The sequence below is a fragment of the Mesorhizobium sp. P171375 genome (assembly GCF_057786075.1).
This window is the reverse complement of sequence record NZ_JBYNWF010000001.1, coordinates 3357750-3373528: the sequence shown is the minus strand read 5'-3', so window position 1 is coordinate 3373528 and position 15779 is coordinate 3357750. Positions and strand designations below refer to the sequence as shown.

Annotated in this window: 17 protein-coding genes and 1 pseudogene; 10 read left to right on the top strand and 8 right to left on the bottom strand. The window is 62.9% G+C overall.

Translation table 11 applies throughout. The features are described from left to right. Window positions 1–36 precede the first annotated feature (36 nt). The 3 genes from ACYHH6_RS16120 to ACYHH6_RS16110 form a co-directional block, all read right to left on the bottom strand. Entirely contained in the window at window positions 37–1458 is a 1422-nt protein-coding gene (locus ACYHH6_RS16120) for an ATP-binding protein (protein WP_352584883.1), read from the bottom strand. Beyond that, on the bottom strand, window positions 1442–2107 hold the full coding sequence (locus tag ACYHH6_RS16115; protein WP_352584881.1) for a response regulator transcription factor: 666 nt from the start codon (window positions 2105–2107) through the stop codon (window positions 1442–1444). The genes ACYHH6_RS16120 and ACYHH6_RS16115 overlap by 17 nt, the downstream gene beginning before the upstream one ends. A gap of 65 nt (window positions 2108–2172) precedes the next feature. Beyond that, window positions 2173–2433: a hypothetical protein gene (locus ACYHH6_RS16110; protein WP_352584879.1), complete on the bottom strand. Its 261-nt coding sequence runs from the start codon at window positions 2431–2433 to the stop codon at window positions 2173–2175. A 281-nt stretch (window positions 2434–2714) separates the two neighbouring features. On the opposite strand from ACYHH6_RS16110, the pseudogene ACYHH6_RS16105 reads away from it, so the two are divergent. Then, a pseudogene (locus tag ACYHH6_RS16105) lies at window positions 2715–3100 on the top strand (ester cyclase). Here ACYHH6_RS16105 and ACYHH6_RS16100 read toward each other — a convergent pair. Then, window positions 3097–3504 (bottom strand): DUF3168 domain-containing protein, encoded by a 408-nt coding sequence (locus ACYHH6_RS16100; protein WP_352584878.1) that lies wholly within the window; start codon window positions 3502–3504, stop codon window positions 3097–3099. The pseudogene ACYHH6_RS16105 and the gene ACYHH6_RS16100 sit on opposite strands and share 4 nt — an antisense overlap. A gap of 281 nt (window positions 3505–3785) precedes the next feature. Here ACYHH6_RS16100 and ACYHH6_RS16095 point away from each other — a divergent pair, with 281 nt between their 5' ends. Together ACYHH6_RS16095 and ACYHH6_RS16090 are read left to right on the top strand one after the other, a co-directional pair. Beyond that, window positions 3786–4001: a hypothetical protein gene (locus ACYHH6_RS16095; RefSeq protein WP_352584876.1), complete on the top strand. Its 216-nt coding sequence runs from the start codon at window positions 3786–3788 to the stop codon at window positions 3999–4001. Between the two features lie 7 nt (window positions 4002–4008). Next, window positions 4009–4200: a hypothetical protein gene (locus tag ACYHH6_RS16090; RefSeq protein ID WP_352584875.1), complete on the top strand. Its 192-nt coding sequence runs from the start codon at window positions 4009–4011 to the stop codon at window positions 4198–4200. Between the two features lie 23 nt (window positions 4201–4223). Here ACYHH6_RS16090 and ACYHH6_RS16085 read toward each other — a convergent pair whose 3' ends face one another. Beyond that, window positions 4224–4490 (bottom strand): DUF1488 family protein, encoded by a 267-nt coding sequence (locus ACYHH6_RS16085; RefSeq protein WP_352584873.1) that lies wholly within the window; start codon window positions 4488–4490, stop codon window positions 4224–4226. Beyond that, window positions 4487–4750, bottom strand: coding sequence for a hypothetical protein (locus ACYHH6_RS16080; protein WP_112564162.1), 264 nt, complete (start codon window positions 4748–4750; stop codon window positions 4487–4489). The genes ACYHH6_RS16085 and ACYHH6_RS16080 overlap by 4 nt, the downstream gene beginning before the upstream one ends. A gap of 248 nt (window positions 4751–4998) precedes the next feature. Here ACYHH6_RS16080 and groES point away from each other — a divergent pair, with 248 nt between their 5' ends. From groES to ACYHH6_RS16055, 5 genes are all read left to right on the top strand, one after another. Next, entirely contained in the window at window positions 4999–5313 is a 315-nt protein-coding gene (gene groES, locus ACYHH6_RS16075) for a co-chaperone GroES (RefSeq protein WP_352584871.1), read from the top strand. A 60-nt stretch (window positions 5314–5373) separates the two neighbouring features. After that, window positions 5374–7005: a chaperonin GroEL gene (gene groL, locus ACYHH6_RS16070; RefSeq protein ID WP_352584869.1), complete on the top strand. Its 1632-nt coding sequence runs from the start codon at window positions 5374–5376 to the stop codon at window positions 7003–7005. A 131-nt stretch (window positions 7006–7136) separates the two neighbouring features. Then, complete coding sequence (locus ACYHH6_RS16065) at window positions 7137–7301, top strand: hypothetical protein (protein WP_352584868.1); 165 nt, start codon at window positions 7137–7139, stop codon at window positions 7299–7301. 57 nt (window positions 7302–7358) lie between these two features. Next, window positions 7359–7991, top strand: coding sequence for an NAD(P)-dependent oxidoreductase (locus ACYHH6_RS16060; protein WP_352584867.1), 633 nt, complete (start codon window positions 7359–7361; stop codon window positions 7989–7991). 172 nt (window positions 7992–8163) lie between these two features. Next, window positions 8164–8523, top strand: a complete 360-nt coding sequence (locus ACYHH6_RS16055; protein WP_112564283.1) for an SPW repeat protein — start codon at window positions 8164–8166, stop codon at window positions 8521–8523. 169 nt (window positions 8524–8692) lie between these two features. Here ACYHH6_RS16055 and ACYHH6_RS16050 read toward each other — a convergent pair whose 3' ends face one another. Next, window positions 8693–10246, bottom strand: a complete 1554-nt coding sequence (locus tag ACYHH6_RS16050) for a trimethylamine methyltransferase family protein (protein ID WP_352584865.1) — start codon at window positions 10244–10246, stop codon at window positions 8693–8695. 12 nt (window positions 10247–10258) lie between these two features. Continuing rightward, the gene (locus ACYHH6_RS16045) at window positions 10259–12670 is read right to left on the bottom strand and encodes a GcvT family protein (RefSeq protein WP_352584864.1); all 2412 of its coding nucleotides are present in this window, start codon (window positions 12668–12670) and stop codon (window positions 10259–10261) included. A 111-nt stretch (window positions 12671–12781) separates the two neighbouring features. Here ACYHH6_RS16045 and ACYHH6_RS16040 point away from each other — a divergent pair, with 111 nt between their 5' ends. Both ACYHH6_RS16040 and ACYHH6_RS16035 read left to right on the top strand, forming a co-directional pair. Beyond that, on the top strand, window positions 12782–13420 hold the full coding sequence (locus ACYHH6_RS16040) for a TetR/AcrR family transcriptional regulator (RefSeq protein ID WP_352584862.1): 639 nt from the start codon (window positions 12782–12784) through the stop codon (window positions 13418–13420). A 152-nt stretch (window positions 13421–13572) separates the two neighbouring features. Then, complete coding sequence (locus ACYHH6_RS16035; protein WP_352584860.1) at window positions 13573–15732, top strand: transglycosylase domain-containing protein; 2160 nt, start codon at window positions 13573–13575, stop codon at window positions 15730–15732. Window positions 15733–15779 lie beyond the last annotated feature (47 nt).

The following is a 15779-nucleotide window of genomic DNA, read 5'->3' as shown; positions in this document are numbered from 1 at the left end:
AGGCGCCCAGCCATGTCGATTGGCCCTGGAAATGCGTCATTGCAGGCTCCGCAAGCGCACCACCGCCTTCAGCCCGCCCATGGCGGAGCGGTCCAGCGCCAGAGCGCCGCCATACTCGTTGACGAGGTCGGCGACAATAGCAAGTCCGAGCCCGGTGCCTGGCTTGGTCTCGTCGAGGCGCCGGCCGCGTTTCAGCGCATCGCGCGCCTTGTCCTCGGGAATGCCTGGACCGTCATCCTCGATCGCGATCTCGAACAAGCCGGCGGCGCCGGCGGGCGTGACGGACACGGCGACAGTGCTCTTTGCCCATTTCATGGCATTGTCGAGCAGATTGCCGAGCAGTTCCTCCAGATCCTCGCGCTCGCCGGCAAAGACGATGTCGGCCGCCGGCAGCGCAAGCGACAAGCTGACATCAGGCTTGAGTTTTTGCAGCACGCGCACCATGCGCTGGACCAGCGGCGTCACCGGCGTACGGTAGACAACGCTATCGCGCTGCGCCGCGACCCGGGCGCGCTGCAGATAATGATCGACCTGCTTCTGCATCGAGGCGGCCTGGTCGGCGATGAGCTGGCCCTTGGCGCCGCCGAGCGCCCGCCCCTCATTGATCAGCACGGCGAGCGGCGTCTTCAGCGAATGGGCGAGATTGCCGACCTGCGTGCGTGAACGCTCGACGATGCGCTTGTTGTTTTCGATCAGCGCATTGGTCTCGTTGGCGAGCGGCTCGATCTCGGCGGGGAACTGGCCGTCGAGCCGCTGCGCCGTGCCTTCGCGCACCATGGCGAGCGCATTGCGGACCCGGCGCAAGGGCTGCAGGCCGAGCAGGATGGCGATGGCGTTGATGGCGATCATGCCGACGCCGAACAGGCTGAGATAGGTTAGCAGGCGGCCCTGGAAGGTGGCGATCTCCTGCTCGAGTTCGGTCTTGTTGCCCATGACGCGGAAGCGCGCGGCGCGGTTCTTGGCGTCGAGGACGAATTCGCTTTCGAACACTTGCAGTTCCTCGTCGCCGATGCCGTCGGTGGAATAGCTGCGCTGGAAACTGGAATTGAAAGGCACCTCGGCGACGGTCGGCGACGGGATCGTCGTGGTCATCGAGGACGAATGAAGGTTGCCATGCACGCCTTCGGAAGCCGGCTCCACTGACCAGTACCAGCCTGAATTCGGCTCCGAGAAGCGCAGGTCGCCGAGGTCGGGAGCGCCGGTGAGCTGGCCGGACTCAGAAACGCCGACGGAGCCGATCAGGTTGAACAGATGCGCCGACAAAAGGCTGTCGAAGCCACGCTCGCTGGCCTGGCGGTAGAGCGTGGTGATCAGGGTGAAGATGACGATCAAAGTGAGGATCGCCCAGATCGTGGAAAAGCCGATGACGCGGAAGGCCAGCGAGCGCGGCCAGAGCCGTGCCGAGAAAGGCTTCCTTGCTGGTATGGGGAGCGGTTCCGCCTTACGCCTCCGGCTCACGCATGCGATAGCCCATGCCGCGCACGGTTTCGATCATGTCGATGCCCATCTTCTTACGCAGCCGGCCGACGAAGACCTCGATGGTGTTGGAATCGCGGTCGAAATCCTGGTCGTAGAGATGCTCGACCAGTTCGGTGCGCGACACCACCTCGCCCATATGGTGCATCAGATAGGCAAGCAGACGGAACTCGTGCGAGGTCAGCTTCAGCGGCTGACCGTCGACATCGGCCTTGGAGGCCTTGGTGTCGAGGCGCAGCGGCCCGCAGGTAAGCTCGGACGAGGCATGGCCGGCGGCTCGCCGGATCAGCGCCCTCACCCGCGCCAGAACTTCCTCGATGTGAAACGGCTTGGTGACGTAGTCGTCGGCGCCGGCATCGATGCCGGACACCTTGTCGCTCCAGCGGTCGCGTGCGGTGAGGATCAGCACCGGCATCTTGCGGCCGTTGCGGCGCCAGCGCTCGACGACGCTGATGCCGTCCATCTGCGGCAGACCGATGTCGAGCACGACGGCGTCGTAAGGCTCGGTGTCGCCGAGGAAATGGCCCTCCTCGCCGTCATAGGCGCGGTCGACGACATAGCCGGCATCGACCAAAGCATCGGCTATCTGCCGGTTCAGATCCTTGTCATCTTCGACAACGAGTACGCGCATGATCGGTCAGGCCTGTTGAGGTCTCAGATATAGGCCGATTCCGGCGGACTGGGAAACGGTGGGGGTCAGTTCGCCGGGACGACGATCTCGGAGCGGCGCGGACGCTGACCGTCCTTGCCAGGAACGAGCACGACGATAACGCAGACCTCCTGGCCGCCACGCGTCGACTGCGAGGCCTTGGCCAGCGTTCCGCCATTCTGCTCTGCAACCTGCTGGCCGATCGCGTAGCAGTCGGCGGCGGCGGCCGGCGTCGCCTGCGAAGCCAACACGCCGGCGATACCAAGCGCCAGTGTCGCGGTTCTGAAATGGGAGCGAAGCGTTTTCATGGTCGGCGTTGTAACGCAACTGTGCTGAACGTGAAATGAACGGTGAGCGGTTGAAAATCCATCCCCGCAATACCCCCTGCGCGCGAAACGAATGAATGCAATCATGCCGCCCAGATCCCCTCAGACCGGGCGTGCGATTCATAGCCGGAAAACCGGCAGCGCGGCTATGTTTTTTGCCAGCTGGTTCTCAAGTCGTAGGTGGATCGGGAACAGGTCAAGGCGCGACCATTCTCAGAGGCGCCCTAATTAGCGTAGGGAACGCCAAACCATCGGAGTGCGCCATGACGGATAATGACCTTGCCGACCTTTACCGGGGCTACATCGCCTGCCTGAATGCCCAGGACTGGGCCAATCTCGGAAGGTTTGTCGGCAATGAAGTTCAGCACAATGCCGAAATGCTCGGCCTGTCAGGCTATCGCCGCATGCTCGAAGGCGATTTCGCGGCCATTCCCGATCTCAGTTTCAACATCGAACTGCTGGTCTGCCAGCCACCGCGCGTGGCGAGCGCCTGCATTTCGACTGTCATCCCAAGGGAATGCTGTTCGGCCTGCCGGTGAACGGCAAGCGCGTGTCGTTCGCCGAGAATGTTTTCTACGAATTCGCAGAGGGTCGCATTCGCGAAGTGTGGTCGGTCATCGACAAGGCCGAGATCCAGGCGCAGATTTAGGTGGCGCTTTGCGTGATGGCGCGTATCCGCAGCACCCCGTGATGGAGCGCCAAGTCCTCGTCGTAGCGCGCCTCGGCGAATTCCAGGGACAGCCGGGTCTGGTCGCGCGAGCCGGTGGCGAATGCAGCGCCGTCGAGGCGCGCCCGGATGCTGTCCATGATCAGCCGCGTCTCGGCCTCGCCTTGCGCTTTCGACCAGACATGCAGCGTGATCAGTTGGTCGTCATCATTGTCGGCGCCGGTGTCGAGATCGAAAGCGCTGGTCCTGCCATAGGTGACATAGGGGAAGGCGGCACCGTCGGCCGCCTGCTCGCGCAACCCGGCGCCGCCGAGCAGCGCCGTCAGCGAGGCGTCACTTTTCAATCTCATGAACAAGGCCTGCAGCAAATCGCCGGGCGCCGTCATCGTCGTCTCCGTTCGCCTGTCATGCCTAAGAGCACGATGTCATCCGAAAACCGCTTCACACTTTTCGGCATCATGCTCTGGAACAAACCTCATGCTCGCCGGCAGTTTCGCGCGCAACCTAACTGCGTTGCGCCGATTTCGCCAGATGACAACCAGCGCCACGCACGTTGCGAATCGGGCGGCATGGCCGGTTCACGGACCGGTTTTTATTTGGCATGCAGGGAGTTTCAAGAAGGGTGTTATGAGGAGGCCTGTTTTCTCCGACAATTCGAGGTCATTTCATGCGAACGCCATCGCTGCTGCCGGCTTTTGGAAAGCTCGGCGTCAAGCCGCCGGACGTGATTGCGGCAGCACCCACGCTGTCCAAGAGCATGAACAGCGCAGCTTTGCGCATGCGGAAGGTTCTTTCCGCGCATGGCGGCCTGATCTTGAAGCTGTCGGTGCTGGTCTGGACGATCCTGATCCTGGCGGCGGCATTTTTCATGTCACGGGCCTGACGCCGCGATGGCAAACCGCTACGCCTTGCTGATGGACCAGCCGGAGAGCTGGACTATCTTCGACATCTTCACCGGCCAGCCTGTCGAGATCAAGCATCAGGTCATGGTCGGCATGAATGTGCGCGATGCGGAAGCGTTGGCCGACCGCCTGAACAGCCGGGACGTCAAGCGGCGGGCAAAAGCCGACCGCAAATCCTGATCCAGGTCGATCGCAGCCGGGAGCTAACTGAAATCCGCGGCGGTGAGCACATATATGCTCTTGCGGGTGCGGGCATAAGCCTTGCTTGCAATGTCATGGATGGACCTGGACGCCGTGTCGAAAGCCGCCAGATAGGTGGCTTCCGCGGTCGCCGTCCCCGATGGCGCCTTCGAGATGGCATCGGCGGCGACAGAGAAGGAAATCTGGAACATGCCGTCATGGCCGACAAAGCGGATGCGCTTGCCGGCCTCGTCATAGCTGCGGCTTGGATTGGGGAATGTCAGGCTCATGACTTGGCTCCCTTCGGTGCGGCGGCAGCCTTCTTGACTGTCGCCCGCTTCTTCTTCGGTGTCGGGTTTAAGGCTTCCTCAACGCGGTCGGCCTCTTCCTTGGCCAGGCGCAATCCTCTGAGCCTTGCGGTCTTGATCTCCCTGGCTCTGGCCTCGGATACGTAATCGGAGGTTGCCTTGTTGCGCTCGGCCGTCTTCTTCTGCTTGTCCATGAAGCGGGCCTCAGCTTTTTCCATGATACTCTGATTGCCGTCGGCCATCGCTTAAATCTCCCTTGTGCCTGAAACCGTTGAAATGAAACTTTCCATATAAATAGTCGCTTTGGCGCAGAAATTCAATTTTTTGAATTATTTAGACGGAGCGCGATATCTGGAAATCCACAGGCCACATAATACTTTTTAATATTTTGAGTTGCCCGCGAATAATTTTTGGCACTCCTATCTATCGAGTGCCAACGCGCCTATAAGAGCGGTGTGGCCGCCTGTGCAGGCCCCAGAAAGAAGTTCTCATGAAGTTTCGGCCACTCCACGACCGCGTCGTCATCCGGCGCGCCGAAGGCGATACCAAATCCAAGGGCGGCATCATCATTCCCGACAATGCCAAGGAAAAGCCGCAGGAAGGCGAAGTCATCGCCGTCGGCCCCGGCGCACGCGACGAAAACGGCGCGCTTGTTCCGCTCGACGTCAAGGCTGGCGATACCATCCTGTTCGGCAAATGGTCGGGCACCGAGGTCAAGATCGATGGCGAGGACCTTCTGATCATGAAGGAAGCCGACATCATGGGCGTTATCGAAAAGGCTGTCGAAGCCAAGAAGGCCGCCTGACTGAAGCGCCGCGCATCTGCGCGGTGACGGTCCACTCCAAATGCGAACTGGATAAAAAAAATGTCTGCCAAGGAAATCAAATTCTCCACCGACGCGCGCGACCGCATGCTGCGCGGCGTCGAGACCCTCAACAACGCGGTGAAGGTCACGCTCGGCCCCAAGGGCCGCAACGTCATCATCGACAAGGCCTATGGCGCGCCGCGCATCACCAAGGACGGCGTCACCGTCGCCAAGGAAATCGAGCTTGCCGACAAGTTCGAGAACATGGGCGCGCAGATGGTGCGCGAAGTGGCTTCGAAGACCAACGACCTCGCCGGTGACGGCACCACCACCGCCACGGTGCTGGCCGCCTCGATTCTGCGCGAAGGCGCCAAGCTCGTTGCCGCCGGCATGAACCCGATGGATCTCAAGCGCGGCATCGACCAGGCTGTCGCCGCCGTGGTCAAGGACATCAAGGCGAAGGCCAAGAAGGTCAAGTCTTCGGCCGAGATCGCCCAGGTCGGCACCATCGCCGCCAATGGCGACGCCACCGTCGGCGCCATGATCGCCAAGGCGATGGACAAGGTCGGCAATGACGGCGTCATCACCGTCGAGGAAGCCAAGACCGCCGACACCGAACTCGACGTCGTCGAAGGCATGCAGTTCGACCGCGGCTATCTCTCGCCCTATTTCGTCACCAATGCCGACAAGATGCGCGTCGAATTGGAAGAGCCTTACGTCCTCATCCACGAGAAGAAGCTCGGCAATCTGCAGGCGATGCTGCCGATCCTCGAGGCGGTGGTGCAGAGCGGCCGGCCGCTGCTGATCATCTCCGAAGACGTGGAGGGCGAAGCGCTGGCGACGTTGGTCGTCAACAAACTGCGCGGCGGCCTCAAGGTCGCGGCCGTCAAGGCGCCAGGCTTCGGCGACCGCCGCAAGGCGATGCTGGAAGACATCGCCGTGCTGACGTCGGGGCAGATGATTTCCGAGGATCTCGGCATCAAGCTCGAAAACGTCACCATCGAGATGCTCGGCCGCGCCAAGCGCGTGCTGATCGAGAAGGACACCACCACGATCATCGACGGCGCCGGCACCAAGGCCACCATCCAGGCGCGCATCGCCCAGATCAAGGGCCAGATCGAGGAGACGACGTCCGACTATGACAAGGAGAAGCTGCAGGAGCGGCTGGCAAAGCTTGCCGGCGGCGTTGCCGTCATCCGTGTTGGCGGCGTCACCGAGTCGGAAGTGAAGGAAAAGAAGGACCGCATCGACGACGCGCTGAACGCGACGCGCGCGGCGGTGGAAGAAGGCATCGTGCCTGGCGGCGGCGTGGCGCTTCTGCGCGCCAGGTCGGCTCTGGCCGGACTGACCGGCGCCAATGAAGACGTGACGGCGGGCATTTCGATCGTGCTGCGCGCGCTCGAAGCGCCGATCCGCCAGATCGCCGAGAATTCCGGCGTCGAAGGCTCGATCGTCGTCGGCAAGCTCTCCGACAGCAAGGATCATAATCAGGGCTTTGACGCCCAGAACGAGGTCTATGTCGACATGATCAAGGCCGGCATCGTCGATCCGGCGAAAGTGGTGCGCACCGCACTGCAGGACGCCGGCTCGATCGCAGCGCTTCTGATCACCGCCGAAGCGATGATCACCGACGTTCCGCCGAAGGATGCGGCACCGGCAGGTGGCGGCGGCGGCGGCATGGGCGGCTACTGACCACCGCCTGAAATTGCCCGCCCGGGAAAGCCGGACGGGCATACACAGAACAACGGCCGCCGGGAGCATTTCCCCCGGCGCGCCAAGGATTTCCGCCAGTCAGCAGTCAGCAACGACAGGGAGATCGACAGATGATTACCTTCGTACCAAAGCCAAATCGCGTTCCGGCGACCAAGCCGGCCGAGGAAAGCCGCTTCGACCGCATCCGCAGGATTGCCGCCGACAAGCACAGACAGACCGATACCGGCACAACACGCCGCGATCCGCAAAAGGCCGGCGACAAGCGCCCGATGTGAGCCGGTGGCGCGTTCCTCAGGGGCGCGGCAGGCTGATCAGTTCCAGGGGAGCGGATGATGAAACTGCTCATCTTTGGCGCCTCAGGTGCCACTGGGCGCGTCCTCGTCTCGGCGGCGCTGGCAAAAGGCCATGCGGTTACCGCCTTCGCTCGCACCCCGAGCAAGCTTGCCGTCAGCCATGAAAACCTGAGGGTGATCGTCGGAGATGTCGCCGATCACCAGGCGGTGACGCACGCCGTCAGCGGGCATGAGGCAGTTTTCAGCTGTCTCGGGGTCGGCGTGCCGCTGAAACACGACCCGGCTGTGGTTGCCGGCATCGGCTTCATCATCGATACCATGCAGCGGACCGGCCCTGCCCGGCTCATCTATCTTTCGTTCCTTGGCGTCCGCGACAGCCGGCGGCAATTGGGGCCGCTGCTCGGCGGTGTCGTAGTGCCGCTTGTGCTGCGTAACGAAGTGGCCGATCACGAGGCGAAGGAAAAGCTTATCGTCCAATCCAGCCTCGACTGGACCATCGTGCGGCCGCCCAAGCTCACAAACGGTGCGGCAACCGGTGAATTCCGCCACGGCAATGGTATTCGGGCAGCATCCCTGCTGCCGACATTGACGCGTGCCGATGTGGCGGCCTTCATGCTCGGCCAACTCGACGACACCACCTATTCGCGCCGGGCGGTTGCCATCCTGCGTTGACCCTCTAGAGGCCGCCCCGACCCTGTTCGGTGCGCTACGCTATGAATTCGCAGCCATCGGCCGCCCTGGGGCAGGTCCTTGAAGGTCATTTGAAGCGTAATTATATCAACAACTAAGCGTGCGGTGCACGCGAAACGTAGTGCTTTGGTCAAGCTTCTCTATGGAGGTTGTCATGGCCAATAAACTCATGGAAGGAAAACGTGGCCAGGATCTGATTAATCTGATCCTTGCCGTTTGCCTGTTCGTCTCACCCTGGATAGTCGGCTTCGCCGCTGAAACCACTGCCGCTTACAACGCCTGGATTGTTGGCGTTGTGCTCGGTGCGCTGGCTTTCGCGACGCTTTCCGTATTCGCCGAGTGGGAAGAGTGGGTGAATCTTGTTCTCGGGCTCTGGCTGATCGTCTCGCCCTGGCTGCTTGGTTTTATGGCGAACGCAAACGCAATGGGAACCCATGTGGTTCTTGGCGTGTTGGTGGTTCTCGCATCGGCCTGGGCAGTCTGGGACGTTCATCACCCGCACGCGCATGCGTGATCGGTGACGACAGAGGAGGGGGCCCGGCGCGTGAGCGGCGGGCTCCGCTGATCGCTGAGAGCGATACGCCGGCCCGTGATCCGGGCCGCGTGCATATAGCGTGAAAAACAGGACCGCCCGGTCAATATCCCGGCGGCCCAGTAGATTATCATTGCCGGTTGCGTTCCTTTCACGAGACCGGTGCTGCCCCGCCCTGTTCGGTGCGCCGCGCTATGAATTCATCGAGAATACCTGATGTAGCAGCCGCCGAAGCCGGTGGCTGGAAGTCGGCAAGCACCCGCTTCCAGATGCCGGTGGCGCGTTCGGTGGCCGACTTCGAACCGGACTGCGTCCAGTTGCCGAAATTCGACCAGTCGGCGACCAGCGGCTCGTAGAAGGCGGTGCGGTAGCGCGCCATGGTGTGGCCGGCCGAGAAGAAATGCCCACCCGGCTGGACTTCGGCGATGGCCTCGAAACCGATCGCGTCGTCGTCGCCAGGAGTTGCCGCGCAAAGCTCGGCAATCGACTGCACTGCCTCGATGTCGGTGATCAGTTTCTCGAAAGAGACACTCAGGCCACCCTCTAGCCAGCCCGCGGCGTGGATGCAGACGGTGGCGCCGGCAAGCACCGAACCCCAAAGGGCGAATTGCGACTCATGAGCTGCCTGCGCATCGGAAATGTTGGCGGCACTGCCGGCACCCGAACGCCAGGGAAGGCCGATGAAGCGCGCCAGTTGGCCGGCCCCAAGTGTCGCCTTGACGTGTTCGGGCGTGCCGAATGCCGGCGCGCCCGACTTCATGTCGACATTGGAGGAGAAGGAACCGTAAAGCACGGGTGCGCCCGGGCGCACGATCTGCGCCAGTGCCAGACCGGCGAGCGCCTCGGCATGCTGCAGCGTCAGCGCGCCGGCGACCGTGATCGGCGCCATGGCCCCGGCGAGGCAGAACGGCGTGATGACCAGGACCTGCCCGGCGCGGGCGAAGTCGATGATGCCTTGCGCCATCGGAATGTCGAGCTGGCGCGGTGAATTGGTGTTGATGATGGTGTAGCAATGGGCGCCAGCGCGGAATTCATCCTCTGACAGCCCGCGCGCCAGCCGGATCATCTCAAACCCATCCTCGACCTGCGGCGTTCCACGAGCGAAGACAAAGGGGAACTTGTCGGACAGCGTCAACTGCGCGCGGTTGACGGCATAGTGGCGTAAACGGTTGTCGACATCCTGCGGCTCGATGCAGGGGCAAAGCATATGCAGTACGTCGAAATGCTGGATGAGCTTGGTCAATTCCTCGAAGGCGGCGAGCGTGCCTGGCCGGCGGCCGCGTTCGAGATCGGTGACGTTAGGTGCGCCAGCGCCGGCGAGGAAGGTCATGGAGCCGAGTTCGAGCGTGAGGTCTCGGCTGCGATCGCCGGCCAGCGCCGGGATCGACTTTGGCGCCGAGGCCAGTGCGGCCGCGACGATGTCTCGACCGATGCGCACCATCTGGCTGTCCTCATCGACCAGCGCACCGGCTTTCGCGTAAATCGCGCGCGCCTCGGGCAGCAGCACCTTGATGCCGAGCTCTTCCAGTACGCGCAGCGCCGTGTCGTGGATGGCGACGACGCGATCGTCCGAAAACACCGGCTGCGGCAGGAACGGGTTTTTGAGCGAACGATAATTCGGGTGGCGGCTCGACCCGCTGCCGGCCTCGCCGGTGTGTCCGCGCCGGCGCTCGCGCCTGGTCTCCCTTATGACATCATCGACCATGGCCACCACTCCTCATTGCCTCATTGCCTTGCCGTCAGGGTCGTAGGGTGAGGCCGCGATGACACGTGCAGGCCGCTCGACGCCGACAATGTGCACCGAAAGGTCGGTTCCCTCCCCGGCGAAATCGTCGTCGACCAACGCCAGCGCGACGCTTTTACGAACCGTGTAGCCATAGCCGCCCGAGGTGACGAAGCCGACGCGCCGGCCCTTGTGCCAGACCGGCTCGAAGCCGCTGGCGTCGGCATCGACGGCGTCGACTTCCAGCGTCACGATCCGTCGTGTGACGCCGGCATCACGCTCCTTCAGCGCCGCCTCGCGGCCGATGAAATCGCTTTTGTCGAAGGCGATGAAACGGTCGAGCCCGGTCTCGCCCGGCGTATAGCCTTGCGTGAACTCGCGCGACCAGATGCCAAAACTCTTTTCCAGCCGCAATGCGTTGAGCGCGTAGTAGCCGATTTCGGCCAAGCCAAGATCCGCGCCGGCGGCAAGCAGGGTTTCGCGCAGGGTCGCATGCATGACGGCCGGACAATTGATCTCGAAGCCAAGCTCACCGGCGATCGACAGCCGCGCCACGCGTGCCGAAACCATGCCGATGTCGAATTGGCCGCAAGCCATGAACGGCAGGGCTTGCGCCGAGACATCCTGATGCGTGGTCCGCGCCACGATGTCCCGCGCGTTCGGCCCGGTGACGAGGAATCCGCTGATCGTGTCGGAGATATCCGCAATTGAGACGCCTTGCACCATTTGCGCCTCGAACCAGCGCATGTGAAATTCCCGGAGATAGTAGGAACCCATGAGCCAGTATTCGCCGCCGCCCCAGTTGAGCACGGTAAGATCGCCCTTGAGCCGCCCGTCAGACCCAAGCATCGGCGCCAGCTTCGCACGCCCCGCCTTCGGCAGCCTGCAGGCCAGCAGCCGGTCGAGCCAGGCCTCCGCGCCCGGCCCGGATACGGCATAGCGCGAGAAGGCCGACGTATCGACCAGACCGGCGGCGCGGCGCAGCTGCAGCGCCTCGTCGCCGACGATATCGAAGGCGTTGGAACGCTTCAGCGTCGTCTCCTCGCGAAAGCCGATCGGCGCGAAATAGGCGGGAATTTCCAGCCCCCAGGAGGACGTCCATTCGCAACCCGCCGCGCTCATGCCGTCATAGGCGCCGGGGCGCTTCAACGGCCGGCCGGCGGGCAGCCGTTCATTGGGGAAGGTCATGACGAAGCGGCGGGCATAGAACTGGCGCGTCGTCTGCTTCAGATATTCGCGGTTGGCGGCAAAAGCGCCGTAACGGGCGATGTCCATGCCGAATATGTCGGCTTGCGGTTCGCCATGGATCATCCATTCGGCCAGCGATTTGCCGACGCCGCCGCCTTGGCTGAAGCCGGCCATGACGCCACACGCAACCCAGTAATTCTTCAGACCGCGAACCGGGCCGACGAGGGGGTTGCCGTCGGGGGTGAAGGTGAAGGCGCCGTTGACCCATTTGCGGATGCCGGCCGTGGCCAGGCACGGAAAGCGCTCATAGGCTTTGGTGAGTTCGGGGCTGATGCGATCGATATCCTCCGGGATCAGCTCGATACCGTAATCCCACGGCGCGCCGTCCATGTTCCAATGTTTTGGGTTTTGCTCATAGACGCCGAGCAGGACACCTTTGCGCTCCTGGCGCAGATAGGAAAAGCCGTCGAGGTCGACGGCGAGGCCGAGTTCCTCGTCGAGCGCGGCGACCTCCGGAATGTCCTCGGTGACGAAGTAATGATGCTCCATCGGCGTCACCGGCAGCTCGACGCCGGCCATGCGGCCGACCTGCTTGGCCCATAGACCAGCGGCATTGACGACATGCTCGGCAACGATCGTGCCCTGTTCGGTCAGCACATCCCAGCCGCCATCGGCGCGCGCCTTCAGATCGAGCACCCGGTTGCGCAGGATGACATCGGCACCACGCTTTTTCGCAGCGCCGGCATAGGCATGCGTCGTGCCGTACGGATCGAGGTGACCTTCGTTGGAATCATAGAGGCCGCCCAACACACCGTTGACGTCGACGATCGGGCACATTGCCTTGATCTCTTCGGGCGTCACCAGCCGCGCGGTCTCGATGCCGACCGACTGGAACACCGCCCAGGCCGATTTCAGCCACTCCCAGCGCTGCGGATCGCTCGCCATGTTGACGCCGCCGGTCATGTGCAGGCCGGCATTCTGACCGGACTCGGCCTCGATCTCGCGATAGAGCTTGATCGTATAGTCCTGCAGTGCCGCGACATTGGGATCGGCGTTGAGGGCATGGAAGCCGGCCGCGGCATGCCAAGTCGAGCCGGCGGTCAACTCGGCGCGCTCGATCAGCGCCACCTCGCTCCAGCCGAAGCGCGCCAAATGATACAGCACCGAGGCGCCGACCACGCCTCCGCCAATAACGACCGCCCGATAATGCGACTTCACGAGCCTCTCCCTCTCGTTGGATGCCTACACGATACATATGCTGGACACATGTGTCTAGACACTTATGTCCAGAGCTTGCACGATGGCGCGCGCCATGCCACTTGTGGGTCCATGATCATGATCCCACCGCAGGACGAACCGGCGTCCGGCAACATCAAGGCGACGCGCGCGGACTGGATCAATCTGGCGCTGCAGACGCTGATCTCGGATGGCATTGAGAGCGTACGGGTGCTGACGCTCGGCCAGAAACTCGGCGTCTCGCGCTCAAGCTTCTACTGGTATTTCCAGAGCCGCCAGGACCTGCTCGACCAGTTGCTCACCCACTGGCATGACACCAACACCAAGGCGATCGTCGAGCGGGCAAAGCGGCCTGCCGAGACGATCATCGTGGCCGTCTTGAATGTCTTCGAATGCTGGGCCGACGAGCGCCTGTTCGATCCGCGGCTCGATTTTGCCGTCCGCGAATGGGCACGGCGCTCAGACGATGTTCGCGCCGCCATCGACCAGGCCGACAACGACCGTCTTGGCGCCATCCGCGAGATGTATCGCCGCCACGGCTATGACGACGAAGACGCCTTCATCCGGGCGCGCGTGCTCTACTACATGCAGATCGGCTATTACGTGCTCGACCTCAAGGAGCCGGTCGAGGCGCGGGTCAGCCATCTCGCCGCCTATCTGCGCGCCTTCACCGGCCAGGAGCCGAGCGATGCGGATGTAGCGCATTTTATGCACTTCATCGCTGCGCGCTGATAGAATAGCGGTTGGCGGTCAACAAACCGTGCGGCGTGGCCCGGCTACCCTTGTGAGCGGGGCTGAAATGGACGAATAGTCTTCGCCGGGTACCCCTGCCCTGAAATTGCCCGCTTGCGGTTCTCAGGTCTTGGGTGGGGTGAGTTTCGGGAATGGCCAGTCCTTTAGAACGACGTCCAAGGAGAAGAGGTCCGATCGCCGCCGCATTGCTGGCGGTGGATGCGTGGATCGATTCCTCGCTCTACGAGATCCGCTTCAAGGCCGGCCAGTTCTGGGAATCGGCAACCATTTTTTCGCGACGCTTCCGCGTCACCGGCTGGCGGCGCGGCATCATCGAGGTGCTGAGCGAAGGTTTCACCATGGGCGCCGGCGGCTTTGTGGTGCTCCTGGCGCTGGCCATGCCGGCCTTCCAGATCACCACCGGCGACTGGCGCAGCCAGGGCGATTTCGCCGTCACCTTCCTCGACCGCTACGGCAACGAGATCGGCCAGCGCGGCATCATCCAGCGCGATTCGGTGCCGGTCGACGAGATGCCGGACCATGTCATCAAGGCAGTGCTGGCGACCGAGGACCGGCGTTTCTTCGAGCATTACGGCATCGACGTGCTCGGCCTGTCGCGCGCCATCTTCGAGAATGTGCGGGCCAATTCCGTCGTCCAGGGTGGCTCCAGCATCACCCAGCAACTGGCCAAGAACCTGTTCCTGTCGAATGAGCGGACCTTGCAGCGCAAGATCAAGGAAGCTTTCCTTTCGCTGTGGCTGGAGGCCAATCTGTCGAAGAAGGAGATCCTGCAGCTCTATCTCGACCGCGCCTATATGGGCGGCGGCACGTTCGGCATCGAGGCGGCGGCGGATTTCTATTTTGGCAAGAGCGTCAAGGATCTGAACCTCGCCGAGGCGGCGATGCTGGCCGGCCTGTTCAAGGCGCCGACCAAATACGCCCCGCACATCAACCTGCCGGCTGCCCGCGCCCGCGCCAATGTGGTGCTGTCCAACCTCGTCGATTCCGGCTTCATGACAGAAGGCCAGGTGTTGCAGGCACGGCTGCACCCAGCCGAGATCGTCGACCGCGGCGAGCAGAAGAGCCCGGATTATTACCTCGACTGGGCCTTTGACGAGGTCAAGAAGATCGCCAAGCCCGGCCAGCATTCGCTGGTCGCCCACACCACATTCGACGCCAACATCCAGAAGGCGGCGGAAGAATCCGTCGAATTCCACCTCCGCCAGTTCGGCAAGGAATACAACGTCACCGAAGGCGCCGTTGTGGTGATCGAGACCAATGGCGCGGTGCGCGCCATTGTTGGCGGCCGCGACTATGGCGCCAGCCAGTTCAACCGCGCCACCAAAGCGCTTCGCCAGACCGGCTCCTCGTTCAAGCCCTATGTCTACGCCACCGCGATGGAACATGGATTTACGCCAGATTCCGTTGTTTCAGGCGGGCCGATTAGTTGGGGCGGCTGGTCGCCGCACAATTACAATGGCGGCTCGGCCGGCAATGTGACGCTGATCACGGCGATCGCCAAGTCGATCAACACCGTGCCGGTGCGGCTGGCCAAGGACTATCTCGGCATCGGTCCGATCAAGGCGATGGCGGAATCATTCGGCGTGGAATCGCCGCTGGAATCGCACAAGACCATGGTGCTCGGCACATCGGGCATGACGGTGATGGACCAGGCGACGGGCTACAGCGTGTTCGCGCAGGACGGCTTCGCCGGCTCCCGCCACGGCATTACCCAGCTCGTCACCCGCACCGGCGATGTCGTCTACGACTTCGCCAAGGATGCGCCTGCGCCGCACCGGGTTTTGTCGGAACAGGCGTTGAAATACATGAACACCATGCTGGCTGCGGTGCCGGCGATCGGTACGGCGCGGCGCGCGCAGCTGCCCAACATCGTCGTTGCCGGCAAGACCGGAACGACGCAATCCTACCGCGACGCCTGGTTCGTCGGCTTCACCGGCAACTACACGGCCGCTGTCTGGCTCGGCAATGACGACTTCACCCCGACCCGCAACATGACCGGCGGCACGCTCCCGGCGATGGTGTGGCAGCGGCTGATGGTCTACGCGCACCAGAACATTGACTTGAAGCCAATCCCCGGCCTCGACAAGCCCTTTGTCGACGAAGAAATCGCCGCCAAGGCCGAGGAGGCGGAGAAGAAAAATGCCGATCAGGCGGCAGCGGATGCCGCCGCCGAGCGCCCGCCCGTGCTGTCCAGCCGCACGACGCAGACACTGCGCGAAATGACCAAGGTGTTCCAGGCCGCGCCCGTGCTGGTCGCACCATCGGCGCCGGAGACCTTGTCGGCGCTCTGATCCGTCATTCCACAGGGGCGCTTGCCCTGCGGCCTGCCCCACTATAT